Below are 26436 nucleotides of genomic sequence, written 5' to 3' on the forward strand. Positions count from 1 at the left end.
CAGCAATGGCCGACGAGAACACTCCCGCCACGACTGAAGAAGAAGAGCCGACGCTGCGGATCGAGCCTGTCGGGCTCGAGACCGAGATGCAGCGCTCGTATCTCGACTACGCGATGTCCGTCATCGTCTCGCGTGCGCTGCCCGACGTACGGGACGGCCTCAAGCCGGTCCACCGGCGCGTGCTGTACGCGATGTACGACGGTGGCTACCGGCCCGAGAAGGGCTTCTACAAGTGCGCCCGCGTCGTCGGTGACGTCATGGGTACGTACCACCCGCACGGCGACTCCTCGATCTACGACGCGCTTGTACGTCTCGCCCAGCCGTGGTCGATGCGGATGCCGCTGGTGGACTCCAACGGCAACTTCGGTTCCCCGGGCAACGACCCGGCCGCCGCCATGCGGTACACCGAGTGCAAGCTGATGCCGCAGTCGATGGAGATGCTCCGGGACATCGACGAGGAGACCGTCGACTTCCAGGACAACTACGACGGCCGTAACCAGGAGCCGACGGTCCTGCCGGCGCGCTTCCCGAACCTGCTGGTCAACGGCTCGGCGGGGATCGCGGTCGGCATGGCCACCAACATCCCGCCGCACAATCTGCGCGAGGTCGCGGCCGGCGCACAGTGGGCACTGGAGCACCCCGAGGCCACCCACGAGGAGCTGCTCGACGCGCTCATCGAGCGGATCAAGGGCCCGGACTTCCCGTCCGGTGCGCTGGTCGTGGGCCGCAAGGGCATCGAGGAGGCGTACCGCACCGGCCGCGGCTCCATCACGATGCGCGCGGTCGTCGAGGTGGAGGAGATCCAGGGCCGGCAGTGCCTGGTGGTCACCGAGCTTCCGTACCAGACCAACCCGGACAACCTCGCGCAGAAGATCGCCGACTTGGTGAAGGACGGCAAGATCGGCGGCATCGCGGATGTCCGCGACGAGACCTCTTCCCGTACGGGCCAGCGCCTGGTCATCGTGCTCAAGCGCGACGCGGTCGCCAAGGTCGTGCTGAACAACCTCTACAAGCACACCGACCTGCAGACGAACTTCGGCGCGAACATGCTGGCGCTGGTCGACGGCGTGCCGCGCACGCTTTCGCTGGACGCCTTCATCCGCCACTGGGTGCACCACCAGATCGAGGTCATCGTCCGGCGCACGAAGTTCCGCCTGCGCAAGGCGGAGGAGCGGGCACACATCCTGCGCGGTCTGCTCAAGGCGCTGGACGCGATCGACGAGGTCATCGCGCTGATCCGGCGTAGTGACACGGTCGAGGTCGCGCGCGAGGGCCTGATGGGCCTGCTCACGATCGACGAGATCCAGGCCAACGCCATCCTCGAGATGCAGCTGCGCCGACTGGCCGCCCTGGAGCGCCAGAAGATCGTCGCCGAGCACGACGAACTGCAGGCGAAGATCAACGAGTACAACGCGATCCTGGCCTCGCCCGAGAAGCAGCGTCGGATCGTCAGCGAGGAACTGGCCGTCATCGTCGAGAAGTTCGGCGACGACCGGCGCTCCAAGCTGGTGCCCTTCGACGGCGACATGTCCATGGAGGACCTGATCGCCGAGGAGGACATCGTCGTCACCATCACGCGTGGCGGCTATGTGAAGCGCACGAAGACGGACGACTACCGCTCGCAGAAGCGCGGCGGCAAGGGCGTACGCGGCACGAAGCTGAAGGAAGACGACATCGTCGACCACTTCTTCGTCTCCACGACGCACCACTGGCTGCTGTTCTTCACCAACAAGGGCCGTGTCTACCGCGCCAAGGCGTACGAACTCCCCGACGCCGGCCGGGACGCGCGCGGTCAGCATGTCGCCAACCTGCTGGCCTTCCAGCCGGACGAGCAGATCGCCGAGATCCTGGCGATCCGCGACTACAACGCCGCGCCCTACCTGGTGCTCGCCACCAAGGGCGGTCTGGTGAAGAAGACGTCTCTGAAGGATTACGACTCGCCCCGCTCGGGTGGCGTCATCGCGATCAATCTCCGTGAGACGGAGGACGGCAGCGACGACGAGCTGATCGGCGCCGAGCTGGTGTCGGCCGAGGACGATCTGCTTCTCATCAGCAAGAAGGCGCAGTCGATCCGGTTCACCGCGACCGACGACGCGCTGCGTCCGATGGGGCGTGCGACGTCGGGTGTGAAGGGCATGAGTTTCCGTGAGGGCGACGAACTGCTCTCGATGAATGTCGTCCGGCCCGGTACGTTCGTGTTCACTGCCACCGATGGTGGGTACGCGAAGCGGACCGCCGTCGACGAGTACCGCGTCCAGGGTCGCGGCGGCCTCGGCATCAAGGCCGCCAAGATTGTGGAGGACCGCGGTTCGCTCGTGGGTGCGCTGGTGGTCGAGGAGACGGATGAGATCCTCGCCATCACCCTCGGGGGCGGTGTGATTCGTACGCGAGTCAACGAAGTCAGGGAGACGGGCCGTGACACCATGGGCGTCCAACTGATCAACCTGGGTAAGCGCGACGCCGTGGTCGGTATCGCGCGCAACGCCGAGGCGGGTCGCGAGGCCGAAGAGGTCGACGGGACCGAAGAGGCCGACGGTGAGGCGGTCGAGGCGGTGGTCGAGGGCACGGAGCCTTCGACCGGGGAGCACGAGGAGTAAAGCGTGAGTGGAGCCACGGGCGCCGGATCGGCCGATTCCGGAGCGAACGGTGCTCGTGGCCCTGCCGCGGACTCCCAGGGGGTTACGGTGACGGACACTCGGGGGCACACACCCCCGTACGAGAGGTTTGGCGGCGAGCAGCCGGCGCCGCAGCAGGCCGGGCAGCCGTACCACCCGCCGCAGGCGTATCCCTCGCCCCAGGGCGGTGGCGGCGTGTCGCAGGCGGGTGGCGCTGTGCGCCGACCGCGGACCGGGGCGCGTACGACGCCGCGTACCCGCAAGGCGAGGCTGCGGGTGGCCAAGGCCGACCCGTGGTCGGTGATGAAGGTCAGCTTTCTGCTCTCCATCGCGCTGGGCATCTGCACGGTGATCGCGGCCGCGGTGCTGTGGATGGTCATGGATGCGATGGGCGTTTTCTCGACGGTCGGCGGGACGATCAGCGAGGCCACCGGCTCCAACGAGAGCAATGGTTTCGACCTTCAGTCGTTCCTTTCGCTGCCGCGGGTGCTCATCTTCACCTCGGTCATTGCGGTGATCGATGTGGTGCTGGCCACAGCGCTGGCGACGCTCGGAGCGTTCATCTACAACCTGTCCGCGGGTTTCGTCGGTGGCGTGGAGCTGACCCTGGCGGAGGACGAGTAACCAATTTTGGTACTGCCCCGGACGTGCGCTAATCTTCAGAGGTCAGCGCGCAGCGCGGCGGGGCTATAGCTCAGTTGGTTAGAGCGCATCCCTGATAAGGATGAGGCCACAGGTTCAAATCCTGTTAGCCCCACAGTTGTGATTCGGCCCGGACGGAGCTTCTCCGTCCGGGCCGATCGCTTTGTCCGGAGCCCGAGTTGGGGCGTTCGCCGGCCCCTCGCACGTCGTACGCAGGTCACCGATCGGTATCGGTCGGTGTGTATAGTCGGGCGCCAGAAGTCCTCATACGTCAAGGAAAGACGAGGTCGCGCGGTGAAGAAGCTTCTCCTGGTCGCACTGGCCGCCATCGGCGGGCTCCTCGTGTACCGCCAGATCCAGGCGGATCGCGCCGAGCAGGATCTGTGGACGGAGGCGACCGACTCCGTGCCCGCAGGTTCGGGTGTGTGAGACGCAGCAGTCTTGGTACGAAGCCCCGGTCGCTGAAGCGGCCGGGGCTTCCTGCTGCCCGTAGCCTGCCGCTGCACACAACCTCCCCCGCTGTGGCGTGACCGTGACAATCTTGCTCTTGAATTCACCAAAGCAAATTACTAAATTGCAAGAGCAAACTTCGGGGACTCGGGAGGGGAACACGGGTGAAGGCACGACTGGGCCGCCGTACGACGGTGGCAACGATCGGCGCGGCGCTGCTCGCCCTGGCGGCGGGCCCGCTGCCGGCGGCGAGTGCGGCCGCGCAGGTCGGGCAAGCGGGGCGGAACGGGCAGGCGGGGGAAGTGAGTCGGACGGGGGAGGCGAGTCGGGCGGGGCAAGCGCGGCAGGCTGAAGCGCCAGACGGCAAGAGCGGCCTGGTGATGGTGCTCGACTCCTCCGGCTCCATGGCCGACGACGACGGCAGCGGGCAGACCCGGATGGCCTCCGCCCGCGCGGCCGTCGGGACCGTGGTCGACGCCCTCCCCGACGGCTTTCCCACCGGTCTGCGGGTCTACGGCGCCGATCGGCCCAAGGGCTGCACAGACACCCGGCTGGTCCGGCCTGTCGAGCCGCTCGACCGTGCGGGCATGAAGCAGGCCGTGGGGGCGCTACGGCCCAAGGGCGACACCCCCATCGGGCTCTCGCTGCAGAAGGCCGCCGAGGACTTCCCGAAACCCGCCGACGGCGCGATCGGGACCCGTACGATCCTCCTGATCTCCGACGGTGACGACAACTGCGGCTCTCCGCCGCCCTGTGAGGCCGCCGAGCAGCTCTCCAAGGATGGCGTCGGGCTGCGCATCGACACGGTCGGATTCCAGGTGCGGGGCGCGGCGCGGCAGCAGCTGGAGTGCATCGCGAAGGCGGGCAACGGGCGCTACTACGACGCACCCGACGCCAAGGCGCTCGCCCGCCAGCTTCAGCGCTCGGCCCAGCTGTCGGCCGACGGATACCGCTTCCGTGGCAAGCGGGTCGAGGGCGCGCTGCGCCGGGACGCGGCGCCCTCTCTCGTACCGGGGCAGTATCTGGACACGATCGGACCCGGCGAGCAGCGGTACTACGCGGTCGACCTGGATGCCGAATCCACTGTGGAGTTTTCCGCGACGGCGGTGCCGCAGCCCGGGGCGGCGGTCGACACCTTCGACGTCCTGCGCACCAGGATTGCGTACGGTACTGACAGTGCCTGCGCCACCAGCACCGAGCACTTCTTCCAGAAGGAGGGAGCGACCCCTCTGACCTCGGCCGTTGCCCGGATTCCGAGCGAGAAGGGAACGAGCGGCTGCGACAAGGCGGGCCGGTACTGGCTGGTCGTCGAGCGGGAGAGCAAGAAGGGCTCGGACGCCGCGCGATGGCCGCTGGAGCTGACGTACGGCGTCGAGCAGCCGCTGCCCAAGGATGTGACGCCGGCTCAGTCGCAGCCTGAGTACGGGAAGGGCGACAAGGACGCCCTGCTGCCGACCGGGGACCCGCGCGACGTGACGGGCGGCACCGGCTTCAACGACGCCAAGGAGATCGGGCAGGGCGTGTGGCGGGACAAGGTGCTGCCGTCGCAGACGCTCTGGCACAAGGTTCCGGTCGGCTGGGGGCAGCAGCTGCGGTACGACGTGGAGTTCGCCAACGAGCCCACTGTGGACGGCTCTTCGTCGGTGTGGTCCTACGGAGCGACGCAGGTCTTCACGCCGGGGCGGGCGCCGGTCGGCGGCGGCACCGGGGAGTTCGGCCCGCAGGCCATCTACAACGGCCGGCCCATGGCGCTGGAGATGGGCACCGTGCCGGTCGCCTGGACCAACCGCCACGAGTCCCACCCCAATGTCGTCCCGGTGCACACCAAGGGCGGTTTCTACATCGCCGTCACGCTCGGCGCGAAGGCTGCCGAGATCGCCGAGAACCCGCAGATCGGTGTGGTGCTGCGGGTGGCGGTGATGGGCGACGAGCTGGCCGGGCCGCAGCACAACGCGCCGGCCCTCGCGAACAAGGCGGACAAGAAGGGTGATTCGGCTGCCCGCGCAGACAGCGATGCGACCGGCGGGGCAGGATGGACCGGCACCGCGATCGCCGCAGCAGCAGGCGGGGCGGTCGTCCTGATCGCGGGCCTGGTGCTCGTACTGGTACGGCGCAAGCCGGCGACCGGCACCGCCACGGACACGACCACACCAAGGAGAAGCGCGTGAAGAGGCAGCGCGGCAGAGGCCGGGTGGCGCTGGCCGGCATGGCGGCGATGTGCGCGGTGGCGGCGCTGCCCGGGCAGGCGTGGGCGGTCGGCGAGCCCCATCCGTACACCTTCGACAGCGAGGCCAAGGCGGTGCGGGGCTCGGCGGTCAACAGCGATGGGCCGCCCCTGACGGCCGGATCGACCTACAAGGACACGATCGAGCCCGGCGAGAAGCGCTACTACCGTGTCGACCTGGACGCCAAGACCAATGCGTACGTCTCGGCGGTAGCCGTCCCCAAGCTGGCCACCAAGGTCGGGTACGCGGACAAGCTGTCGGTGAGCATCGAGGACCGCTCCGGGACCAAGTGCGGTGACGACGACGCCCAGTTCGGCTCCGCCACGTACGTCAGGCCGGTCGCCGCGTACGCGGACCGGACGATCGACAAGGACAGCAGCAGCTGTCAGGAGGCGGGCGCGTACTACGTGCTTCTGGAGCGGTCCAGTGAGGGCACGTCGACGCCCGAGCCATGGGATGTGGAGATCCGTTTCGCCTCGGAGCCGGGGCTGAAGTCCGCCGGCCCGACGGCACCGCCCGAGAACTGGCCGTCCGCATCGCCCGCCGCGCCCGGCGGCGGCCCGGAGGAGCGGCACGGCGGCACGAGCTTCACCGACGCCACCGGCCTCACGCAGGGCGAGTGGCAGGACGAGATCACGCCCGGCCAGACGCTCTTCTACCGGGTGCCGGTCGACTGGGGACAGCAGATCTTCGCCAGCGCCGACCTCGGCACCAGCGCGGCGGACGACAGCGCGCAGGGCGTCGGCAACGCCCTCGTGCTGGCCCTGCACAACCCGGCGCGCGGGATCGTGCAGGACGCGTCGAGCGTGTACTACGACGGCAAGCAGAAGTCGCTGGCGATGGATCCGGTGCCGCCGGTGGCGTACGAGAACCGCTACGACTCCGACCCCTCCACCAGCGCCATGCGGTTCGCCGGCTGGTACTACCTCTCGGTCACGCTCAACCCGGAAGTCGGCGAGGAGTTCGGCAAGAAGGCGATCCCGCTGACCCTGCGGGTGAACGTCGAGGGCGAGGCGGAGAGCGCTCCGGCGTACGCGGGGCCCGCGGGGGACTTCGAGGTCACCAAGGACGACCAGGAGGCCGCGGACAGCGGGAAGAGCGCGCCGGAGGCGGCGAAGAGCGACACGATGCAGCTGGTCGCCGCCGCGGGGATCGGCGCCGGGATCGTGCTGGTGCTCGGGCTCGGGGTGTGGACGCTGCTGGCACGGCGGCGGACGGCGACGGTGACGGCGACCGCGGGCGCGGTGCTGGGGGCGGCGCCGACGCCGGGTCCTGTTGGTCAGGGACAGGTGCCCGGGCAGGCGCCGGGGCCGGGGCAGGCGCCGGGGCCGGGGCAGTACGGGCCGCCGCCCTCCTGGTAGTTCAGGACTGGCGTCTCAGGACTGGGTCAGCGCCCAGATGCCGACCGCGAAACAGAGCAGAGCAACGAGCAGCACCGGGACCGCGACCTTCGGGGGCGGTCCCGGTCGCTTTGTGGCCGCCGTCGGAACCGGTGCGTGCGGGATCGGAACCTGCGGGCTCTGAGCGGTGTAAGCACGAGTAAGAGCTTGTTCGTACTGCACCGGGGCGGTCGGAGCGGTCTGCGACTGCGCGGGCTGCTCGGGCACTGGAGCGTAAAGGGGGGAGGCGCTGTGCGCTGGTACGGGTGTGGGGGCGGGGATCGGAGTGGGGGTCGGCGTTGGCTCCGGAGCCGCAGGCATGGGGGGAGGAGTGGACGGCTGTGCCGCGTACGGCAGTTGTGTGTTGTGCTGTACGGGCGGCTGCTGCGGCGGCGGGGCCAGATGGAAACTGCCGGTCTCCGTCGGGGGGAGCGGCTGCTGCGCGGGAGCCTGCGCTCCCTGCCCACCTGCTTGCTGGCCTGCCTGGGGGTCGGTTACGGGACCGGTGGGGCCGAACCCCGCGGGGAGCGGCCCGATCTGGTCGAAGACCTCGACCGGTTCGTCGCCGGCGCCGGCCTCCGGCAGCATCTCGACAGCCGCCGTGAGCGCCTTGCGCGCGCCCGTGGCAGTACGGAACCGGGCCTGCGGGTCGGGCTGCAGCAGACCGGCCAGCACCTGCCACAGCGGTTCCGGCATGCCCTGGGGGGCGCCGGGAGTGCCGTGGCTGGCGAAGTGCTCGACCAGAGCCCGGGAGTCGGGCTTCTGGCCCTGGAGCAGATAGAGCGCGACCAGGCCGACCGCGAAGAGATCCGCCGTGAAGTCCGGCTCCGCGCCCATCATCTGCTCGGGCGCGAAGTAACCGGGCGTGCCCACCACATAGTTGGTCTCGGTCAGCCGCGGCTCACCCTTGCGCATCGAGATCCCGAAGTCGGACAGCCGCAGATGCGGCCGTCCGGTCCCGGTGGCCTCCAGCAGGATGTTCGCCGGCTTGATGTCGCGGTGCACGACCCCCTCCGCGTGCACCGCGGCCAGACCGGACAGCAGCTGATCGAGCAGGGTGCACACGAAACGGGGCGGCAGCGGGCCGTAGTCGCCGATCACATGCGCCAGCGACCCGCCGCTCACCAGATCCATGGTGAACAGCACCTTGTCGTCGTCCGCGGCCCAGCTGGCCGGGGCGAGGACATGGGGATGATCGATCCGCAGAGCCTGCTCGCGGACGAAGCGCAGCAGTGTGTGCGCATCGCTCTGCTGCAGCACCTTGGCCGCCACATAGCGACGGCGCCGGTGGTCCCAGGCGCGCCAGACCGCACCGACACCACCGCGCCCGATCGGGTCGATCAGTTCATACCGACCAGCGAAGACCTCACCCATTGCGCTGCGCCCGCTCCCCGTTCCCTTGTGAGGCGTCCTGCCTCGATCAGCTTTGGTGCGACTCGTAGTGGGCGACCGCGTCCGCCGTGCGCCCGGCGCCGTACACCCGGAGGAACTCTGCCAGTTCGGGGTGGCTCGGGGCGAGGGAGTCCGCCGCATCGATGATGTCGCCCGCCGCCGAGACGGAGCGCAACAGCGACTGGATCTCGCGTACGACGCGGCGCACAGTCGGCGCGCCGGAGCTGCTCGTGCTCTGGCTGGTGCCGGTCAGCACGGAGCCGCCCTGCGACTTCTTGATCTCTTCCATCCGGTCGGTGGCTTCGACCGCGCTGACGCTGCCGTCGGCGACCTGGCTCGACAACTCCTGCAGCGCCTGCACCCGTTGGACCACCGCAGGGTTGCCGATCTTGGCCCGCTGGCCACTCATCAGCTGGGAGAGCATCGGCGCCGACAGCCCGAGCACCGCCGCGAGGCGAGCCTGGTTCAGACCCAGATCATCGATGAGCCGACGGAAGAGCGCCCCCAGTGGCTCTCCGTACCAGCTGCGCTGCAGTTCTCTGGCTCTGGCGGTCGTTTCCTGCTGTGCGGCGTCCATCGCGTCTCCCCATCGCTTCCCCAAGCGGGCTTCGCTGCTGCGAACCACGCCGAGCATCTTACGGAGCGTGGTCGCCGACCGGGAGCCCTAATCCTTTTGCAGGATCACGGGGGTCACCCGGTACTCTGGTCTGCGGCGGTGGCCGAGGCACGTTTCTGCTCGGTCGTATCCACCTTTCCGGGGCCTTAGCTCAGTTGGTAGAGCGCTGTCTTTGCATGGCAGATGTCAGGGGTTCGACTCCCCTAGGCTCCACACTTCAAGACCCCCTTTGACCTGTGGAAACGCGGTTGGAGGGGGTCTTTTCTCCTACGAAGGGCACGGCTCACCCTTCGCCGCGCGCCCGGCCGCCTGTACGCCGAGCCGGGCCCTCCAGGCCGTCGAGGACTTTCTGGAGCCCGAAGCCGAAGTTGTCCTCGCGGATCTTCTGCGGGTCCTTGCACCGCTGTGCGCCGCCCCCGCTCGTCCTTGCCGCTGCGGGCGACGGCCGCCACTGGACCGTACGGGTGGTGTTCATCCGAAGAACTGCACGGCGGCGGCGTAGGTCCCCCACTTCCCAAGATGCGTACACATCATGAGGAAGGTATGTAGATCGCTCAACCCGAAAGCGAGGGGTCATGGCCGCCTTCAAGGTCAAGAATCTGTGGGCCGCGTTCATCACCGCGCTCTTTGCGCTGCTTGCGTCGGTGGGGCTGACCACCGCCGCCAACGCCGCTCAGCAGCCGGCCGTGCGGACGCCGGGCCGACTGGACCTGCCGAAGCAGGCGCGTCCGCAGGGTGTCCGGGCGACAGTGGCCCCCACTACACGATGGAGCCCCATCGCGCGCGGCAGGTCACTGCCACCCACCATCAAGCAGCGCATCCGCGCCGAGGCCCATGGCGCCTCACCCGCCACCAGGCACCGGCCCGTGCTCGACGCCTACGGCGCCTACAGCGCCTACAGTGCGCTGAGCACCGCCTCCGCCCCCGGCGCGGATCTGGCGCTCTCTGCCGCATGAGGCGCCGGGAGCTCGCACTCCTCCCGACGCCACCGGCCACAGGGGCGGTATGCGATCAGCGACGGTCGTCGCGGTCAGCCTCCGCCTCGGCCTGCTTCGCCTGCACCTCAGGATCGAGGTCTTCCTGTCCAGTGCCGTCGACGGACGTCAGCGGTGCGCGGTCGGAGACCTCCGTGGCGGCGGGCGGTTCCACCAGCCAATCGGGGTTGGCCTGCTTGTCCCACCACTTCCAGGCGGCGAAGGCTCCGCCGGCCAGCACGCCGATGATCGCGAGACCCTTGGCGAGACGTCCGGCCCTGGACCGCCGTTCGCGCTTCCTCACCAGCTTCTGAATGTCCTTCGCCGTCACCTGCCCGCGCAGAGCGGCCAGTGCGGCAGTGGAGCGGGCCGCAGCCTCTTCCCCTACGGGCTGAGCGAGGGCCACCGCGTGCTCGACACGCGGCACGGTGTAATCCGCCGCCTGACGAGCGGCCTTGCGGGCCTTCACCGCAGCTCGGTGTGCGGCTTTGTCGACCTTGGGCGGCACATGCGGCGCCACTCGCGCGTCGTACTGATAACGGGCCTGATTCGCGGCCTTCGAGACTTTGGGCGCGAGCCGTACGCGAGCCTCGTGTGCATAATGCGCCGTTTGGTGCTTGGCCGTGCCGGCGTAGGGCGCCACCACTTCCGCGGCGTGCAGCACGCTCTCCTTCGCCGTACCGGTCGCGGCGCGCACGCTGTCCATGCGGGTCACGGGATCCTCCTCCTCGGTGGCGTTCTGGGATGCTGGGGTTCATCCCCAGTTGGGCACAGTTTCGCCTTTCCACCCGTTTGAAAATCATGCCTGTTGACAGCCGCCTCGGCATGCGGGGCGGGCATCCGGGTCATGTAGGGAGCTTTGCGGACGACGATGCCACGGTTCGCCCTTCAGCGCGCCGGTCGCGCGACGACTCGGCGCCTTTTCTCCCCGGGCGGCTCTTCCGTGCGAGGATCGGGGAACGTCAGAGAAGACTTACGGAAGGCAGATCGTGGCCGAGCAGCTTTACGCCACCCTGAAGACCAACCAAGGCGACATCGAGATCCGGCTTCTGCCGAACCACGCGCCCAAGACGGTCAAGAACTTTGTCGAGCTCGCCAAGGGCGAGCGTGAATGGACCCACCCGGCGACCGGCAAGAAGTCCACGGACAAGCTGTACGACGGTACGGTCTTCCACCGCGTGATCAGCGGCTTCATGATTCAGGGCGGCGACCCGCTGGGCAACGGCACAGGCGGCCCGGGGTACGAGTTCGGGGACGAGTTCCACCCGGACCTGGCCTTCGACAAGCCGTACCTGCTGGCCATGGCCAACGCCGGCCCGGGCACCAACGGCTCGCAGTTCTTCATCACCGTGTCGCCCACCGCCTGGCTGACCCGCAAGCACACCATCTTCGGTGAGGTCACGAGCGAGGCCGGGAAGAAGGTCGTGGACGCCATCGTGGGCACTCAGACCAACCCGCGCACCGACCGCCCGGTCAACGACGTCGTGATCGAGTCGGTCGTCGTCGAGACCCGCGAGGGCTGATTCCCGGATCCCCGGGTGTGATCCCGTGTGATCCCGTGTGAACCCGTGTGAACCCGTGTGAACCCGTGTGATCCCACGTCGTGATCCACGCGTGATCCCCAGGGAACCTTTTCGCCCCGCCCGTCCGTATGGATGGGCGGGGCGGTGTGATGAGCCGGAGAGATTGTGGGGACCTCATGGACCAGGCGCCAGGCAGTCCGCAGGAGCCGCAGGGCACGCACGGCCTGCCGAGCTGCTACCGGCATCCGGGCCGCGAGACGGGCATAAGCTGCACCCGCTGCGAGCGGCCGATCTGTCCGGACTGCATGGTCAGCGCCTCGGTCGGCTTCCAGTGCCCGGAGTGCGTCCGTACCGGATCCGGTACGGGACATTCCCCCACCGCCAACCAGCCGCGGACGCTCGCGGGCGGCACCGTCGAGGCGGACCCCTTCCTGGTAACCAAGATCCTCATCGCAGTCAACATCGCGGTGTACGGCGTGGTGCTCGCGCTCGGCGACCGGTTCGTCGCCGAGATGGAGCTGATCGGACTCGCCCGCAGTCCACAGCTCGGCGGCGAAATCGTCGGAGTGGCGGACGACGAGTGGTACCGGCTGATCACCGCGGCGTTCCTGCACCAACAGGTGCCGCACATCCTGTTCAACCTGTTGACCCTGTGGTTCCTGGGCAGGCTCGTCGAACGGGCACTCGGCCGCACCCGCTATCTCGCCGTCTATCTGCTCTCGGGCCTTGCCGGCAGCGCTCTCGCCTATCTGCTGGCGGCGCCCAACCAGCCCTCGCTGGGCGCCTCGGGCGCGATCTACGGCCTGATGGGCGCGTTCGCCGTGCTCGTACGGCGTACGAACCTCGACATGCGGCCGGTCATCGCCCTGCTCGCGCTGAGCCTGCTCTTCACCTTCACATGGCCGGACATCTCATGGCAGGGGCACGTCGGCGGCCTGGTGGCCGGCGGTCTGGTCACCCTCGGCCTCGTCTACGCGCCGCGCGAGCACCGGACTCTGGTGCAGGTCGGGACCTGTGCAGTCATCTTCCTGGTGACCGTCGTGGTCGTGCTGGCGAGAACCGCCTCGCTCACCTGAGCGAGACCTTTCCCCAAAGTTGTCCACAGCGTGTGGCGGATCTTGTGCATGCTGTGTGGAACAAGCGTGCCCCTTGTCGCTGAGCTGGGTTTTCCCAGTAAGCGCAAGGGGCGGGTCGCTTCACCAAGATGGCCGATGCAGTCACACCGGCGTCAATGCTCCGAGGGTTATCCACAGATCGTCTGACCTTTTCCCCACTGTGGACAACGCTGTGGATAACCTCAGGGCAGGGCTTGACGGCGGGACTGCGGAAAAGCTACTTCCACTGGGTGGAGACGCCGAAGCCGGCGGCGATGAAGCCGAAGCCGGCGACGATGTTCCAGTTGCCGAAGCTCTTGATCGGCAGGTCGCCCTCGGTCACATAGAAGAGGACAATCCAGGCAAGACCGATCAGGAACAGCGCGAGCATCACCGGTGCCACCCAGCTACGGCTGGTCAGCTTGATGCTCGTCGCCTGCTTCGATGCCGACGGCGGCGTGAAGTCGGCCTTCTTGCGGATACGTGACTTCGGCACGAGGGACTCTCCTGTCGATGCGCTGCGTGACCGCGCAGGGAACTGTGGCTGGCGCCGGGGGGTGGAGCGAGGGGGACCACTGCCTCCCCCGGGCGTCCGTTAGCGTAGTGCTTCCGCGGCGCCTGAGGAGATAAGGGTACGTTGAGCAATTCTGCCGACGACCCCCAAGGGCCGGTCAACCGCTTCGAGGGACAGAAAGGTGGGCGAAGCTCGATGAAGGGTGGTGGCCGACTGGCGGGCGGGACTGTCCGGCTGTTGACGGCTGCTGTCTTCGCCCTCGCCGGGCTGATTTTCGTGACCAGCTTCAACACCGCCAAGGGCACCAACATCCGTACGGACGCCTCGCTGCTGAAGCTCTCCGACCTCATCCAGCAGCGCAGCGCGAAGAACGGCGACCTCAACGAGTCCACCGCGGCGCTGCGCGGGGACATCGACGCCCTCGCCCAGCGAGACGACGGCTCCACCAGGGCCGAGGACGAGAAGCTCGGCGCCCTGGAGAGGTCCGCGGGCACCAAGAAGCTGAGCGGCCCCGCCCTCACGGTCACCCTCAACGACGCCCCGCCGAACGCTCAGGCCGCCCCCGGCTACCCCGAGCCGCAGGCCAATGACCTGGTCATCCACCAGCAGGACCTGCAGGCCGTCGTGAATGCCCTGTGGAAGGGCGGCGCCAAGGGCATCCAGGTCATGGACCAGCGGCTGATCTCCACCAGCGCCGTGCGGTGCGTCGGCAATACGCTGATCCTGCAGGGCCGTGTCTACTCCCCGCCGTACAAGATCACCGCTGTCGGTGACCAGGGCGCGCTCAAGAACGCGATCGCCGCCTCTCCGGCGATCCAGAACTACCAGCTGTATGTGAAGGCGTACGGCCTCGGCTGGAAAGTCGACGAGCGTGAGGCGGTGACTCTCCCCGCCTACTCGGGCACAGTGGATCTCCACTACGCGAAGCCCGTTGGGTAGTGCTTGGGGGAGTCGGTGTCGGTGCGGCTGGTCGTCAGGACCTTCAGCGAACTCTGCATCACCGTTGGCACCTTGATTGTGCTCTTTGTGGCGTACGTGCTGTTCTGGACCGGCATCAAGGCCGACAGTGCCTCGGACGGCCAGATCGACCGGCTCCAGGACGAGTGGTCGCAGGGCACGGCCCCCGCGCCCGAACGGACGGTGTCGCCGGCTCCGAAGACGTACGAGGACGGCAAGCCCTTCGCCGTCATGTACATCCCCCGCTTCGGCGGGAGTTGGGACTGGCCGGTCCTCGAAGGCACCAGGACCGGCACCCTCAAAAAGGGCCTCGGGCACTACGCCTCCACCGCCGCGCTCGGCGAGAGCGGCAATTTCTCGGTCGCCGGCCACCGGCGCACGTACGGCGATCCCTTCAAGGACTTCCCGAAGCTGCGCGCCGGGGACGCGGTGGTGCTGACGGACGGCACGACCTGGTTCACGTACCGCATCGAGAAGGAGCCCCACCGGACCGTGCCGAGCGACGTCGGCGTCATCGACCCCGTCCCGCGTAAGTCCGGCTTCGACGGGACGGGGCGCTATCTGACGCTGACCACCTGCGACCCGGAGTGGGGCAGCAGCCACCGGCTGATCGTCTGGGCGCATCTGGACGCCACCCAGCCTGTGACCGACGGCAAACCGGAAGCTTTGCGCAGCTGACCCATGTGCCCCTGCCGCCCTTTAGTCTGGTGCGGTACCGAACGGAAAGGGACAGCATGTACGGCTGGATCTGGCGGCATCTGCCGGGCAACGCATGGGTGCGGGCTTTCATCTCGCTCGTGCTGGCCCTCGCGGTCGTCTACGTGCTGTTCCAGTACGTCTTTCCGTGGGCGGAGCCGCTGCTTCCGTTCAACGATGTGACGGTCGACGGAGCGGGGGCGGCCCGATGAGCGCGCGCATCCTTGTCGTCGACAACTACGACAGCTTTGTCTTCAACCTCGTCCAGTACCTGTACCAGCTCGGCGCCGAGTGCGAGGTCCTGCGCAACGACGAGGTGGCCCCCAGGCACGCCCAGGACGGCTTCGACGGGGTGCTGCTCTCCCCCGGGCCCGGCACGCCCGAGCAGGCCGGTGTGTGCATCGAGATGGTGCGGCACTGCGCGGACACCGGCGTCCCGGTCTTCGGTGTCTGCCTGGGCATGCAGTCCATGGCGGTGGCGTACGGCGGTGTGGTGGGCCGCGCCCCCGAGCTGCTGCACGGCAAGACCTCGTTGGTCACGCACGAGGGCAAGGGCGTCTTCGCCGGGCTGCCTTCGCCCTTCACCGCGACCCGCTACCACTCGCTGGCCGCGGAGCCGGCGGAGCTGCCGGACGAGCTGGAGGTCACGGCACGGACCGCGGACGGCATCATCATGGGGCTGCGCCACCGTGAACTGGCCGTCGAGGGTGTGCAGTTCCACCCCGAGTCGGTCCTGACCGAGCACGGGCATCTGATGCTCGCCAACTGGCTGGAGCAGTGCGGCGACACCGGGGCGGTCGGGCGTTCCGCGGGGCTCGCACCGGTGGTGGGCAAGGCCGTGGCGTGAGTGGTCCGCGCCCTGAGGACGGGTACGAGTACGACCCGCTGACGGACCCTTTGCCGCCGGGGGAGAGCGGCTCGCCGTGGTTCCGGGCGACGAGCGTTCCGGAGCAGGAGGAGCAGCCCCCGCCGCCACCCCCGCAGGAGTGGTCTGACTACCGCCAGTACTCCGTGGACGACCCTGCGGACTATCAGCGGGACTGGTACGCCCAGCCGGAAGCGGTGCAGGTACCGGAACAGGGGCCAGTACCCGTAGCGCGGCCCGAGCCGGAGCCTGTGCCGATGCCGCAGCAGATAGCCGAGCCAGCGCCGGTGTCCGAGCCGATCCCGGTGCCGGACGACGAGACCGTCGCTCTGCGTACGGCTGACACGCGTCGCGCGCTGGAGACCCCCGCGGGTCCCGGCCGGGCGGAGCGCCGCCGGGCGGCCAAGGCGCGGGGCCGTAAGCGCCCTGAGCCCGCCCCCTCGACGACGTCCGAGTCCGGCAGGCCCCTTTCGCGGGTCGAGGCCCGCCGTGCCGCGCGTGCGGCGAAGGACAGCCCCGCCGTCATCGCCAGCCGCGCCATAGGCGAACTGTTCATCAGCTTCGGCGTACTGATGCTGCTCTTCGTCACGTACCAGCTCTGGTGGACGAACATCCGCGCCGGCCAGCAGGCCAACCAGGCGACGAACAAGATCCAGGACGACTGGGCGAACGGCCGCAAGCCCGGTGTGTTCGAGCCCGGGCAGGGCTTCGCCATAATGCACATCCCCAAGCTGGATGTCGTCGTCCCGATCGCCGAGGGCATCAGCAAGCCCAAGGTCCTCGACCGCGGCATGGTCGGGCACTATGCCGAGGGGAAGCTGAAGACCGCGATGCCGTCGGACAAATCGGGTAACTTCGCGGTCGCGGGCCATCGCAACACTCACGGTGAACCGTTCCGGTACATCAACCGTCTCGAGCCGGGGGACCCGATCGTTGTTGAGACGCAGGACGCGTACTACACGTACAAGATGGCGAACATCCTCCCCCAGACCTCGCCGTCGAACATCGGCGTGATCGGCCCGGTGCCGCCGGGTTCCGGGTTCACGGAGCCGGGCCGGTACATCACGCTGACGACGTGTACGCCCGAGTTCACGAGTACGTACCGAATGATCGTGTGGGGCAAAATGGTCGAGGAACGGCCGCGCAGCAAGGGAAAGCCGGACGCGCTTGTCGGCTGAGACGCTGAAGCGCTGTGAGACTTCAAGACGGGAAAAGGTGCAGTGGCACGTGCTCGTGGCCGGATCGCCGGCGTCATCAGTGTCTTCGGCGAACTGCTGATCACTGCGGGCGTGGTGCTGGGGCTCTTTGTCGTCTACTCACTGTGGTGGACGAACGTTCTCGCCGACCGTGAGGCCTCCAAACAGGGCGACCAGATCCGCGACGGCTGGGCGAACCGCGGCCCTGGCGCCCTCGACATCAAGGACGGCATCGGCTTCCTCCACGTCCCCGCCATGAACAACGGCGAGGTGCTGGTGAAGAAGGGCACCGACGCCGAGGCCCTGAACAACGGCATCGCCGGCTACTACACCGACCCGATCAAGTCGGCGCTCCCCTGGGACGACAAGGGGAACTTCACGCTCGCCGCGCACCGCGACGGCCACGGCGCGAAGTTCCACAACATCCACAAGCTGAAGGATGGCGACCCGATCGTCTTCGAGACGCGGGACACCTGGTACGTCTACAAGGTCTACAAGAGGCTGCCGGAGACCTCGAAGTACAACGTGGATGTGCTGCAGTCCGTCCCGAAGGAGTCGGGGAAGTCGAAGCCGGGCCGCTACATCACGCTGACGACCTGCACGCCTCTGTACACGTCGGACTACCGCTACATCGTGTGGGGCGAGCTGACGCGCACGGAGAAGGTCGACCATGACCGTACGCTGCCGGAGGAGCTGCGCTAGCCCGTACGCACGGACGCAAGAAGCCCCGGCACCCTTGGGTGGGTGCCGGGGCTTCTCGCTGTACGGAGCCTTGCCGGTCGGCTAGTCGCCGGCGCCGCCGATGAACTCGCCGCCGCCGTTCCCGCCTCCGCCGTTCCCACCGCTGCCACCGACCGTCGTGAGCGTGATCGTTGTGGTCGCCGGGTCCACCGGAGTGCCGGGCTGCGGGTCGGAGTTGCTCACGAAGGCGTTGTCGTCCGGGGAGCTGCCGGGCGCGAACTGGATGTTCGTGAAGCCGCTCTGCGCCAGGATCTGCTTGGCCTCGGAGACCCTCTTGGTCCTGATCTCGGGAACGGGCACCAGCGTCTGCTGCGGGCCCTTGGAGACCGTGAGCGTGACCTGCGTGCCCTTGGCCGCCCTCGAGTCGCCCTTGGGGTCCTGTTCGGTGACCTGGCCCGCAGGCTGGTTGGAGTCCGCATCGACCCGCGCGACAGTGAACCCGAGGCCTTCGAGCTGGGCCTTGGCGGCGTCGAACTGCGCGCCCACGACCCGGGGCACGTTGATCTTGGACTGCTTGGCCACGGTGAGGGTGACCGTCGAACCCTTCTCCGCCTGGGTGCCGCCATCGGGGTTCTGATCGAGCACGGTGCCCGGTTCCTCGTCGGACTCGGTTTCCTTGACCTCGACCTTGAATTCCTTGCCCTGCAGCTGGTCCTTGGCGTTCGCCAGGGACTTCTCCGTGACGTCGGGCACCTCGACCTTGGGCGCGCCCTCCGAGACGACCACCTGGATCGTCTCGCCCTGCTGCATCTTGCCCTCGGCCGGCGTCTGGCTGCAGATGCTGCCCTTGGGCTGGTCGCAGCGCGCCGTATTGGACTGGGCGACCTTGACGCCCGCGTTGGTCGCGAGGCTCTGGGCTTCCTTGAACGGCTTGCCCACCAGCTGCGGCACCGGCACATCGCCGTTGCCGCCGCCATTGCCGCTGAAGACCGACTTGCCGATCAGCACCGCGCCGACCAGCACCAGGATGCCCGCGAGTACCAGCAGGATCGTCGAGGTGTTCGACTTCTTCTGGCGGCGGCGGTCCGGTCGGTCGTCGTAGCCGTTGTAGCCCCCGTCGTCCGGGTTCATCGGCGGGAGCATCGACGTCTGGCCACCCGGGTCGGCCTGGCGCAGCGCCGTGGTCGGCTGGTCGTCCGGGGCGTACCCGCCGTAGCCGACCGCGCCCATCGCCGCCGTCGCCGCGACCGGCTGGCCGTCGAGGCAGGCCTCGATGTCCGCGCGCATCTCGTCGGCCGACTGGTAGCGGTAGTCGGGGTCCTTGACCAGGGCCCGCAGGACGATGGCGTCCATCTCGGGCGTGATCTCTGGGTCGAAGTTGCTCGGCGGCTGCGGCTCCTCCCGCACATGCTGATACGCCACCGCCACCGGGGAGTCGCCCACGAAGGGCGGACGCACGGTGAGGAGCTCGTAGAGCAGGCAGCCCGTGGAGTACAGGTCGGAGCGCGCGTCGACCTGCTCGCCCTTGGCCTGCTCCGGGGAGAGGTACTGGGCGGTGCCGATGACGGCCGCGGTCTGCGTCATCGTCATGCCGGAGTCGCCCATCGCACGGGCGATGCCGAAGTCCATCACCTTGACCTGGCCGGTGCGCGTCAGCATGACGTTCGCCGGCTTGATGTCGCGGTGGACGATGCCGTTGCGGTGCGAGTACTCGAGCGCCTGGAGGATGCCGATGGTCATTTCCAGCGTGCGCTCGGGCAGCAGCTTGCGCCCGGAGTGCAGCAGCTCTCTGAGCGTTGACCCGTCGACGTACTCCATGACGATGTACGGGATCGAGACCCCGTCGACGTAGTCCTCGCCCGTGTCGTAGACCGCGACGATCGCCGGGTGATTGAGCGAGGCGGCAGACTGGGCCTCACGGCGGAACCGGGCCTGGAAGGACGGATCGCGGGCGAGGTCGGCCCGCAGCGTCTTCACGGCGACGGTGCGGCCGAGCCGGGTGTCGTGGGCGAGGTAGACCTCTGCCATGCCACCACGGCCGAGCACCGAGCCCAGTTCGTACCGGCCGCCGAGGCGACGCGGCTCTTCCATAACTGTTCCAGCCCTCTCCGTCAGTCCCGACCGCACCCGTGTGTGGTCCGGCGGTGTGCTGTTCGCGCATACGCTACCGGGCACGCCGCACCTGATCCGCCTGTGACCGTCACCTGATACCCGACCGGTATCGCAATGTGCAGGTATGGACGCCAGACGTGATCCGCGTCACTTCTTGCTGTCCAGTACCGCCTGCATCACGGCCTTGGCGATGGGGGCGGCGAGACCGCCGCCGCTGATGTCGTCCCGCTTGGCCTCGCTGTCCTCGACCACGACGGCGACGGCGACCGGGGATCCGCCGTCAGCGGTCTTCGCGTACGAGATGAACCAGGCGTACGGGTTCTTGCTGTTGTTCTCGCCGTGCTGGGCGGTACCGGTCTTGCCGCCGACCTCGACGCCGTCGATCTTGGCGTTGCCACCGGTGCCCTGCTTGACGACGTTCTCCATCATCTCCTGGAGGAGCTGCGCGTTCTCCGGGGAGAGCGGGCGGCTCATCTCCTGCGGCTCGTTGTTCTTGATGACCTCCAGGTTGGGTGCTTCCAGCCGGTCGATCATGTACGGCTTCATCAGCTTGCCGTCGTTGGCGATCGCCGCGGTGACCATGGCCATCTGGAGGGGGGTGGTGGCGGTGTTGAACTGGCCGATGGACGACAGGGCATTGCCGGGGCGGTCCATCGTCTTGTCGTAGACGGAGCCGGCGGCCCGCACCGGGGTGTCGATCTCGGGGTTGTTGAAGCCGAACTTCTGGGCCGTCTCCACCATCTTGTCCCGGCCGACCTTGTCACCGAGGCTGGCGAAGACGGAGTTGCAGGAGACCTTGAGCGCCTGGTTCAGGCTGGCGTTCTCGCAGCCGTTGGCGTGGTTGACCATCGGCCTGCGGGTGTTGGGCAGGATGTACGGCTCCGGGGTGTCCGTCGCCGCGTTGATGTCGTCGACGACGCCGTGCTCCAGGGCCGCTGCCGCAGTGAGCACCTTGAAGGTGGAGCCGGGCGGGTAGACCTCGCGCAGCGCGCGGTTCAGCTTCGGCTTGTCCTTGTCCCGCTCCAGTGCCAGCCACGCCTTCTCGTCCTTGCCGGAGTAGCCGGCGAAGGTCGAGGGGTCGTACGAGGGGGTGGAGGCCAGGGCGAGGATCTTGCCGGTCTGCGGGTCGATCGCTGCGACCGCGCCCTTCTTGGAGCCGAGTTTCTCGAAGGCGGCTTTCTGCGCGGCGCCGTTGAGGGTGGTGACGACGTTGCCGCCCTTCTTCTTGTCGCCGGTGAACATCGCCATCGTGCGGTCGAAGAAGAGCTGATCGGAGTTGCCGGTGAGGATGCCGTCCTCGAGCTTCTCGATCTGGTTGGCGTCGAAGGCCTGCGACGCGTAACCCGTGACCGGCGCCCACATGGGGCCGTCGACGTAGGTGCGCTTGTACTTGAAGTCCGTGTCGTTCGTCTCCACGGAGCCGGTGATCGGCTTGCCGTCGACGATGATGTTCCCGCGCTCGTTGGCGTACCGCTCGATCAGGACACGGCGGTTCTTCGAGTGCGTGTTGAGTTCGTCGGCCTCGACGTACTGGAGCCAGTTCGTGCGCACCAGCAGGGCCAGCACGAGGAGCCCGCAGAAGATCGCGATCCGGCGCAGGGGCTTGTTCACGGTCGGACCACCTGGGTCATCTCGGCGTCGGGGGACGGGGCGGGCGCGGGCGCGGGACGGCGGGCGGTGTCGCTGATGCGGATCAGGATGCCCACCAGGGCCCAGTTGGCGATCACGGACGAGCCGCCGTACGCGACGAACGGCATGGTCATACCGGTCAGCGGGATGAGACCCATCACACCGCCGGCGACCACGAAGACCTGGATGGCGAGGGCGCCGGAGAGGCCGATTGCGAGGAGCTTGCCGAAGGGGTCGCGGGCGGCGAGGGCGGTGCGTACGCCGCGCTCCACGATCAGGCCGTAGATCAGCAGGAACGCCATCATCCCGGCGAGTCCGAGCTCCTCGCCGAAGGTGGAGAGGATGAAGTCGGAGTTGGCGGCGAAGCCGATGAGGTCGGAGTCGCCCTGGCCGAGGCCGGTGCCGAGCGTGCCGCCCGAGCCGAACGACATCAGGGCCTGGCCGATCTGCTCACTCTGCGCCCAGGTCTTCTCGGCGAAGGGGTTGAGCCAGAACTCGACGCGCTGCTGGACGTGCGGCTCGAAGGTGGCCACGCCGACCGCGCCGACCGCGGACATCAGCAGACCGAAGACGATCCAGCTGGTGCGCTCGGTGGCGACGTACAGCATGATCACGAACAGGCCGAAGAACAGCAGCGAGGTACCCAGGTCGGTCTCGAAGACCAGGATCAGGATCGACATCACCCAGACCACGAGAATGGGTCCGAGGTCACGGCCGCGCGGCAGGTACAGGCCCATGAACCGGCGGCTGGCGAGCGCCAGGGCGTCCCGCTTCACCATCAGATAGCCCGAGAAGAAGATCGCGATGATGATCTTTGCGAACTCACCTGGCTGGATGGTGAAGGGGCCGAGGCTGATCCAGATCTTCGCGCCGTTCACCGCGGGGAAGAACACCGGCAGGATCAGCAGGACCAGCGACACCGCCATCGAGATGTAGGTGTAGCGCTGCAGGATCCGGTGGTCCTTGAGCAGGATCAGTACGCCGACGAAGAGGGCGATGCCGATCGCCGAGTACAGCAGCTGCTTGGGGGCGTCGGGGCTGAAGCCCCCGAAGAGCGTCGTCGCCCGCTGGATCAGCCGGGGCGACTGGTCGAGGCGCCAGATCATCACCAGGCCGAGGCCGTTGAGTAGGGTGGCCAGCGGCAGCAGCAGCGGGTCCGCGTATCTGGCGAACTTGCGCACCACGAGGTGGGCCACGCCCGCGAGCAGGCCGAGGCCGAGCCCGTATCCGAGCAGTCCGGCCGGCACTTCGCCGTTCAGGGCGAGGCCGACGTTGAGGTACGCGAACACCGGGATGACGACTGCGAAGGCGAGCAGCGCCAGCTCGGTGTTGCGGCGGCTCGGTGCTTCGATCGCGCCGATCGTGGTGGTGTTGGTGACAACGCTCATGGTGGAGAAGGCCCCCTACGGCCGATTACTGCTTTCCGCAGTTCGAGGCCAGCTTCTGCTCCTCCTCCGAGAGGGTGGGCCCCGGAGAGGGAGTAGCTGCGGTCGGCTTGGTCTTGGCGTTCTGGGTGGTCGGCTTGCCGGTGGTGCCACCGGCCTCGCCCTCGCCGGGCGGCGGGGTGCTCGCGCGGTCGGCCGCCTCGCGGCGCTCTTCGTCCTTCTTGCAGGCGGTGGCCTGGACGGCGAGCTCGTCGATCTTCGCGCGTGCCTTGCCGAGGCTGTCGGCGGTGATCGTCGCCTCCACCTGCTTGCGCTGGTAGGGCGGGAGGTACTTGAGTTCGATCTCGGGATGGTCCTTCTCGACCTTCGAGAGCGAGACCCAGGCCAGGTCCTGGCTGATGCCCTGGTAGAGCGCGACGTGCTCATTCTGGGAGCCGACGTAGTACTGGGTCTGTGTCCAGCGGTAGCCGCCGTACAGACCGCCGCCGACAACCGCCAGGGCGAGCACGATGTAGAAGGATCTCTTCAGCCATTTGCGGCTGCCGCGCGGCTTGACGAAGTCCTCGTCGGAGTACGCCCCGAAGCTGCCCTCGGGCGGCATGCCGCCGTATCCCATGCCGTCGCCGCTGCCGGGCGGGCCGAAGCTGCCGTTCTGCTGCGGGGGCACGGGGCGGCCGAGGCCGGCCGCGCGTCCCGCAGGGGTCTGCATAGCGCCGCCGTCGTTCAGCTGGAGCTGGTTCTCGGCGACCGCGCCGACGACGACCGGGGTGTCGTTGAGCTGCCCGGCCAGGGTGTCGTTGGAGTCGGTGTCGAGGACGTCGGCGACGATGCAGGTGATGTTGTCGGGGCCGCCGCCACGCAGCGCGAGTTGGATCAGGTCCTGGACCGTCTCCTGCGGGCCCTGGTAGCTGGCGAGGGTCTCCTCCATCGTCTGGTGGGAGACGACGCCGGACAGTCCGTCGGAGCAGATCAGATAGCGGTCGCCGGCGCGGACCTCGCGGATGGAGAGGTCGGGCTCGACATGGTCGCCGCTGCCCAGCGCGCGCATCAGCAGGGAGCGCTGCGGGTGGGTGGTGGCTTCTTCCTCGGTGATCCGGCCCTCGTCGACGAGGCGCTGCACCCAGGTGTGGTCCTGGGTGATCTGTGTCAGCACGCCGTCGCGGAGCAGATAGGCGCGCGAGTCGCCGACATGTACGAGGCCGAGGCGCTGGCCGGTCCAGAGCAGGGCGGTGAGCGTGGTGCCCATGCCCTCGAGCTGGGGGTCCTCCTCGACCATCAGCCGCAGCTGGTCGTTGGCGCGCTGCACGGCCGTACCGAGCGAGGTGAGGATGTCCGAGCCGGGCACGTCGTCGTCGAGCGTGACGAGCGTGGAGATGACCTCCGAGGAGGCGACCTCGCCGGCGGCCTGGCCGCCCATGCCGTCGGCGATGGCCAGAAGGCGGGGGCCGGCATAGCCGGAGTCCTCGTTGCCCTCCCGGATCATGCCCTTGTGCGATCCGGCGGCGAAGCGCAGAGACAGACTCATGCGCACCTCGCCCGTCGGCTCGGGGTACAGCCGGTCTCGAGCCACACTGCCCACCCTCCGGTCGGGAGCCCGTCCCGGTCCGCTGTCGGGACCGCTGCGGCTCGCTCGCTCCGCTCGCTCATTGTCGTACTACTTCCGCAGCTCGATGACGGTCTTGCCGATGCGGATCGGCGCGCCCAGCGGAATCGGTGTCGGGGTGGTGAGTCGGGTCCGGTCGAGATATGTGCCATTGGTGGACCCGAGATCCTCGACGATCCACTGGCCGTCACGGTCCGGGTAGATCCTGGCATGCCTGCTGGACGCGTAGTCGTCGTCCAGCACGATTGTGGAGTCGTGCGCCCGGCCCAGCGTGATGGTCTGGCCCTGCAGGGCCACCGTGGTGCCCGTGAGGGTGCCTTCGGACACAACAAGTTTGGTGGGCGCCCCACGGCGCTGGCGGCCGCCGCCCGCCTGCTGGCGCTGCTGCGGCGGCGCGGCGGTCTGGCGCGTCTGCTGGGGACGCGCGTCGGCGTTGCGGCGTGAGCCGCGTTGCGTGACGCGCGTACCGAACAGGTCACTGCGGATGACCTGGACGGCCACGATCACGAACAGCCACAGAACGGCCAGGAAACCTAGCCGCATGACCGTCAGGGTCAGCTCTGACATTGCCCCCGCTTCACCCTTCGGCTTGCCGGTAAACGATGGTGGTGTTGCCCACGACGATCCGCGAGCCGTCGCGGAGCGTAGCGCGGGTTGTGTGCTGCCCGTCTACCACGATGCCGTTGGTAGACCCGAGATCCTGGATCGTCGAGGGCGTTCCGGTCCGGATCTCACAGTGCCGGCGCGATACGCCGGGGTCGTCGATCCGCACATCGGCGTCGGTGCTGCGACCCAGCACCAGCGTCGGGCGGGAGATCTGATGGCGGGTGCCGTTGATCTCGATCCAGCGTCGTACTTGAGTGCTCGGCATCGGGCCTGGGCCGGGTGCAGAGCGGCGGTCCGCGGCGGGCGCGGGACCGGGTCGGCCGGCGCCCGGAGGCGGCGCGGCCGGCATGGGAGGCGCACCGGCGGGCGGATAGCCGTAGCCGCCGCGGGCGCCGCGCTGAGGGACTGCGGCCGGCCCGGGGCCGGCGGGGGCCCGCTCGGGCGACTGTGACGTACTCGACGCGAGAGTGCGGCTGCGCACCCGGTACAGACCGGTGTCGAGGTCCTCCGCCTTCTCGAGGTGGACCTTGATGGGCCCCATGAAGGTGTAGCGCTGCTGCTTGGCGTAGTCGCGGACCAGGCCGGAGAGCTCGTCGCCGAGCTGGCCGGAGTACGGGCTCAGGCGTTCGAAGTCGGGCGCGCTGAGCTCCACGATGAAGTCGTTGGGGACGACCGTCCGCTCGCGGTTCCAGATCGTCGCGTTGTTGTCGCACTCGCGCTGGAGCGCGCCCGCGATCTCGACGGGCTGGACCTCGGACTTGAACACCTTGGCGAAGGTGCCGTTGACCAGACCTTCGAGTCGCTGCTCGAACTTCTTCAGGACTCCCATGAGGCACCTCCTCCGTCGTTGCCGTCCTGGTACTGCTTACTGATCGTATCCACGCGTCGGGAAATCGGCTGGTTCCCCTTGTCTGCCCCGTCGATGAGTGTCACCTCTCACACGGATCGTAGAGGCGGCCTCCTGACAGTGTCCCGCACCCAGGGTGCACCCAAGAGGAGTGGGGGGAGACCGCTCTCCGTTCCCTCTTCCTTCGTCGGCTCTGCCGAAACAATCGAGTGTGAATGCACCCTGTACCGCGTGCTAATCTTCTGGATGTCGCCAGGGGGTCACACCGAACGGGTGGGGCACAAGGCGGCAGCACCCAATGCGCGGGTGGCGGAATAGGCAGACGCGCTGGATTCAGGTTCCAGTGCCCGAAAGGGCGTGGGGGTTCAACTCCCCCCTCGCGCACAGATCAGAAGCCCCGTAGGTCATCGACCTACGGGGCTTCTGCGTTGCCTT

At 68.3% G+C, this 26436-nt stretch carries 25 protein-coding genes and 3 tRNA genes; 17 read left to right on the forward strand and 11 right to left on the reverse strand.

Translation table 11 applies throughout. From position 1 onward, the window contains the following. Positions 1-5 precede the first annotated feature (5 nt). The 6 genes from gyrA to ACZ3H8_RS15400 all read left to right on the forward strand — a co-directional run bounded on the left by gyrA (position 6) and on the right by ACZ3H8_RS15400 (position 7293). Positions 6-2597 carry a DNA gyrase subunit A gene (gene gyrA / locus ACZ3H8_RS15375; protein ID WP_467401810.1) on the forward strand — a complete coding sequence of 864 codons (2592 nt, stop codon included), beginning with the start codon at positions 6-8 and terminating at the stop codon, positions 2595-2597. 87 nt (positions 2598-2684) lie between these two features. Then, positions 2685-3239, forward strand: coding sequence for a DUF3566 domain-containing protein (locus ACZ3H8_RS15380; RefSeq protein WP_467401813.1), 555 nt, complete (start codon positions 2685-2687; stop codon positions 3237-3239). A gap of 59 nt (positions 3240-3298) precedes the next feature. Further along, positions 3299-3372: transfer RNA gene (locus ACZ3H8_RS15385), tRNA-Ile, on the forward strand. A gap of 179 nt (positions 3373-3551) precedes the next feature. After that, entirely contained in the window at positions 3552-3686 is a 135-nt protein-coding gene (locus ACZ3H8_RS15390) for a DLW-39 family protein (RefSeq protein ID WP_003958712.1), read from the forward strand. Between the two features lie 185 nt (positions 3687-3871). Then, on the forward strand, positions 3872-5875 hold the full coding sequence (locus tag ACZ3H8_RS15395; RefSeq protein WP_467401815.1) for a vWA domain-containing protein: 2004 nt from the start codon (positions 3872-3874) through the stop codon (positions 5873-5875). Further along, a complete protein-coding gene (locus ACZ3H8_RS15400) occupies positions 5872-7293 on the forward strand; it encodes a hypothetical protein (RefSeq protein ID WP_467401817.1) in 1422 nt (473 codons plus the stop codon). Before ACZ3H8_RS15395 ends, ACZ3H8_RS15400 begins: the two co-directional genes overlap by 4 nt. Positions 7294-7308: 15 nt before the next feature. Here ACZ3H8_RS15400 and ACZ3H8_RS15405 read toward each other — a convergent pair whose 3' ends face one another. Further along, positions 7309-8685 carry a serine/threonine-protein kinase gene (locus ACZ3H8_RS15405; RefSeq protein ID WP_467401820.1) on the reverse strand — a complete coding sequence of 459 codons (1377 nt, stop codon included), beginning with the start codon at positions 8683-8685 and terminating at the stop codon, positions 7309-7311. Positions 8686-8731: 46 nt separating this feature from the next. Then, entirely contained in the window at positions 8732-9280 is a 549-nt protein-coding gene (locus tag ACZ3H8_RS15410; RefSeq protein WP_356223380.1) for a helix-turn-helix domain-containing protein, read from the reverse strand. Between the two features lie 179 nt (positions 9281-9459). Between ACZ3H8_RS15410 and ACZ3H8_RS15415 the strand changes: the two genes are divergently transcribed. Further along, a tRNA-Ala gene (locus ACZ3H8_RS15415) sits at positions 9460-9532 on the forward strand. A 70-nt stretch (positions 9533-9602) separates the two neighbouring features. Here ACZ3H8_RS15415 and ACZ3H8_RS15420 read toward each other — a convergent pair. Then, positions 9603-9794 carry a hypothetical protein gene (locus tag ACZ3H8_RS15420; RefSeq protein ID WP_467401822.1) on the reverse strand — a complete coding sequence of 64 codons (192 nt, stop codon included), beginning with the start codon at positions 9792-9794 and terminating at the stop codon, positions 9603-9605. Positions 9795-9894: 100 nt separating this feature from the next. Between ACZ3H8_RS15420 and ACZ3H8_RS15425 the strand changes: the two genes are divergently transcribed. Then, positions 9895-10275, forward strand: a complete 381-nt coding sequence (locus ACZ3H8_RS15425; protein ID WP_467401823.1) for a DUF6344 domain-containing protein — start codon at positions 9895-9897, stop codon at positions 10273-10275. A gap of 55 nt (positions 10276-10330) precedes the next feature. Here ACZ3H8_RS15425 and ACZ3H8_RS15430 read toward each other — a convergent pair whose 3' ends face one another. Then, on the reverse strand, positions 10331-11008 hold the full coding sequence (locus tag ACZ3H8_RS15430; RefSeq protein ID WP_467401826.1) for a DUF5324 family protein: 678 nt from the start codon (positions 11006-11008) through the stop codon (positions 10331-10333). Between the two features lie 274 nt (positions 11009-11282). On the opposite strand from ACZ3H8_RS15430, the gene ACZ3H8_RS15435 reads away from it, so the two are divergent. After that, the gene (locus tag ACZ3H8_RS15435) at positions 11283-11816 is read left to right on the forward strand and encodes a peptidylprolyl isomerase (RefSeq protein ID WP_307662315.1); all 534 of its coding nucleotides are present in this window, start codon (positions 11283-11285) and stop codon (positions 11814-11816) included. 176 nt (positions 11817-11992) lie between these two features. Continuing rightward, on the forward strand, positions 11993-12892 hold the full coding sequence (locus ACZ3H8_RS15440; RefSeq protein ID WP_467401828.1) for a rhomboid family intramembrane serine protease: 900 nt from the start codon (positions 11993-11995) through the stop codon (positions 12890-12892). Between the two features lie 256 nt (positions 12893-13148). Here the strand turns inward: ACZ3H8_RS15440 and crgA are convergent, their stop codons facing one another. After that, positions 13149-13406: a cell division protein CrgA gene (gene crgA / locus ACZ3H8_RS15445; RefSeq protein ID WP_467401831.1), complete on the reverse strand. Its 258-nt coding sequence runs from the start codon at positions 13404-13406 to the stop codon at positions 13149-13151. Positions 13407-13547: 141 nt separating this feature from the next. Between crgA and ACZ3H8_RS15450 the strand changes: the two genes are divergently transcribed. The 6 genes from ACZ3H8_RS15450 to ACZ3H8_RS15475 are packed head-to-tail and all read left to right on the forward strand — an operon-like array spanning position 13548 to position 17840. After that, entirely contained in the window at positions 13548-14363 is an 816-nt protein-coding gene (locus ACZ3H8_RS15450; RefSeq protein ID WP_467401833.1) for a DUF881 domain-containing protein, read from the forward strand. 21 nt (positions 14364-14384) lie between these two features. Continuing rightward, a complete protein-coding gene (locus ACZ3H8_RS15455; protein WP_467401836.1) occupies positions 14385-15059 on the forward strand; it encodes a class E sortase in 675 nt (224 codons plus the stop codon). A gap of 56 nt (positions 15060-15115) precedes the next feature. Beyond that, positions 15116-15289, forward strand: a complete 174-nt coding sequence (locus ACZ3H8_RS15460; protein ID WP_307662312.1) for a hypothetical protein — start codon at positions 15116-15118, stop codon at positions 15287-15289. Continuing rightward, on the forward strand, positions 15286-15924 hold the full coding sequence (locus ACZ3H8_RS15465; protein ID WP_467401837.1) for an aminodeoxychorismate/anthranilate synthase component II: 639 nt from the start codon (positions 15286-15288) through the stop codon (positions 15922-15924). The genes ACZ3H8_RS15460 and ACZ3H8_RS15465 overlap by 4 nt, the downstream gene beginning before the upstream one ends. Then, on the forward strand, positions 15921-17120 hold the full coding sequence (locus ACZ3H8_RS15470; RefSeq protein WP_467401840.1) for a class E sortase: 1200 nt from the start codon (positions 15921-15923) through the stop codon (positions 17118-17120). The genes ACZ3H8_RS15465 and ACZ3H8_RS15470 overlap by 4 nt, the downstream gene beginning before the upstream one ends. A gap of 42 nt (positions 17121-17162) precedes the next feature. Next, positions 17163-17840, forward strand: coding sequence for a class E sortase (locus ACZ3H8_RS15475; protein ID WP_467401842.1), 678 nt, complete (start codon positions 17163-17165; stop codon positions 17838-17840). A gap of 81 nt (positions 17841-17921) precedes the next feature. Here the strand turns inward: ACZ3H8_RS15475 and pknB are convergent, their stop codons facing one another. The 6 genes from pknB to ACZ3H8_RS15505 all read right to left on the reverse strand — a co-directional run bounded on the left by pknB (position 17922) and on the right by ACZ3H8_RS15505 (position 25983). Then, positions 17922-19910, reverse strand: a complete 1989-nt coding sequence (pknB, locus tag ACZ3H8_RS15480) for a Stk1 family PASTA domain-containing Ser/Thr kinase (RefSeq protein ID WP_467401845.1) — start codon at positions 19908-19910, stop codon at positions 17922-17924. 168 nt (positions 19911-20078) lie between these two features. After that, complete coding sequence (locus ACZ3H8_RS15485; RefSeq protein WP_467401846.1) at positions 20079-21542, reverse strand: peptidoglycan D,D-transpeptidase FtsI family protein; 1464 nt, start codon at positions 21540-21542, stop codon at positions 20079-20081. Then, entirely contained in the window at positions 21539-22948 is a 1410-nt protein-coding gene (locus ACZ3H8_RS15490; protein ID WP_307662306.1) for an FtsW/RodA/SpoVE family cell cycle protein, read from the reverse strand. Before ACZ3H8_RS15490 ends, ACZ3H8_RS15485 begins: the two co-directional genes overlap by 4 nt. 25 nt (positions 22949-22973) lie before the next feature. Continuing rightward, positions 22974-24470: a PP2C family protein-serine/threonine phosphatase gene (locus ACZ3H8_RS15495; protein ID WP_356223419.1), complete on the reverse strand. Its 1497-nt coding sequence runs from the start codon at positions 24468-24470 to the stop codon at positions 22974-22976. A 129-nt stretch (positions 24471-24599) separates the two neighbouring features. After that, positions 24600-25115, reverse strand: coding sequence for an FHA domain-containing protein FhaB/FipA (locus tag ACZ3H8_RS15500; protein ID WP_307662304.1), 516 nt, complete (start codon positions 25113-25115; stop codon positions 24600-24602). A gap of 10 nt (positions 25116-25125) precedes the next feature. Next, the gene (locus tag ACZ3H8_RS15505) at positions 25126-25983 is read right to left on the reverse strand and encodes an FhaA domain-containing protein (RefSeq protein ID WP_467401850.1); all 858 of its coding nucleotides are present in this window, start codon (positions 25981-25983) and stop codon (positions 25126-25128) included. 318 nt (positions 25984-26301) lie between these two features. Between ACZ3H8_RS15505 and ACZ3H8_RS15510 the strand changes: the two genes are divergently transcribed. Further along, positions 26302-26385, forward strand: a tRNA-Leu gene (locus tag ACZ3H8_RS15510). Positions 26386-26436: the final 51 nt, after the last annotated feature.

It is taken from the genome of Streptomyces sp. NPDC002868, from assembly GCF_055563295.1.